This is a genomic window from Bradyrhizobium sp. Leo170, assembly GCF_004296405.1.
Taxonomy (GTDB): Bacteria; Pseudomonadota; Alphaproteobacteria; order Rhizobiales; family Xanthobacteraceae; genus Bradyrhizobium.
Genome location: NZ_PSRR01000780.1, coordinates 1 through 875, shown reverse-complemented (window position 1 = coordinate 875; position 875 = coordinate 1). Strand labels below are relative to the sequence as shown.

Genomic DNA, 875 nt, shown 5'->3' with positions numbered 1-875 from the left:
GAGAGAGCATCGCCGATCTTGCCCCGAGATTATCCACCACGATCGATGGAAAAAAGCCGTCACTGCCGGCTTCCGCTCCACGTCACGTGAGTGGTCCTCGTGCGCCTCGTTAAGGGTGATCATGCGGCCTAGCAGGATTTGCCGCGGTAGGTTCATTTTATCAAGGCCCAAGATTGTACGGCCTCTTAAGTTGCGCGCATGGCTTTCGCGCGCACGCAAGCTGCCGCATGCGCACGGCATCATGCTCCGTTATCGATGTAAGATAATGGCCCATTCTGCCCAATTACGGACCGAGATATCGCCGCGGCGAGCATCCGATTGTCGCATTTCCGCCAGTTGAACCGCGAGATCTCCTGGCACATCGCTTGCTTGACTTGAGACCGGGACCGTCGCTTCCCGCGCGAAGCAAACTTGTGAGGACAATATGCTGGGAATTGGAAGTAAGTTGCCGCCGTTCGAAATCACAGGCGTGAAGCCCGGTTTTCATCTGCACGAAGAGAGCGGGCAGAGCGCGCTCGAGACGCTGACGGAAAAACAGCTTCCCTGGGAAATGGAAGATCATTTTCTTCTATCCGAAGGATTTCACCTTCGTCTGCCCAACCGAGATCGCCGAGTTTGCCCGGCTGTCGAAGGATTTCGCCGACCGCGACGCGGTCGTGCTGGGCGGCTCGACTGACAACGAGTTCTGCAAGCTGGCTTGGCGACGCTCACACAAGGACCTGAACCATCTGCCGATCTGGCAGTTTGCCGACACCAAGGGCGGGCTGGTCGATGGTCTTGAAGTGCGTTCGCCGGACGGCGTCGCCTATCGCTACACATTCATCGCGGACCCAGACAACACGATCCAGCATGTCTACGCGACCAACCTCAATGTC

General features: G+C 57.5%; 1 pseudogene. It reads left to right on the top strand.

The window, feature by feature from the left end:
• Positions 1 to 424: 424 nt before the first annotated feature.
• Positions 425 to 875, top strand: a pseudogene (locus CWO89_RS44660) (redoxin domain-containing protein); the annotation flags it as partial.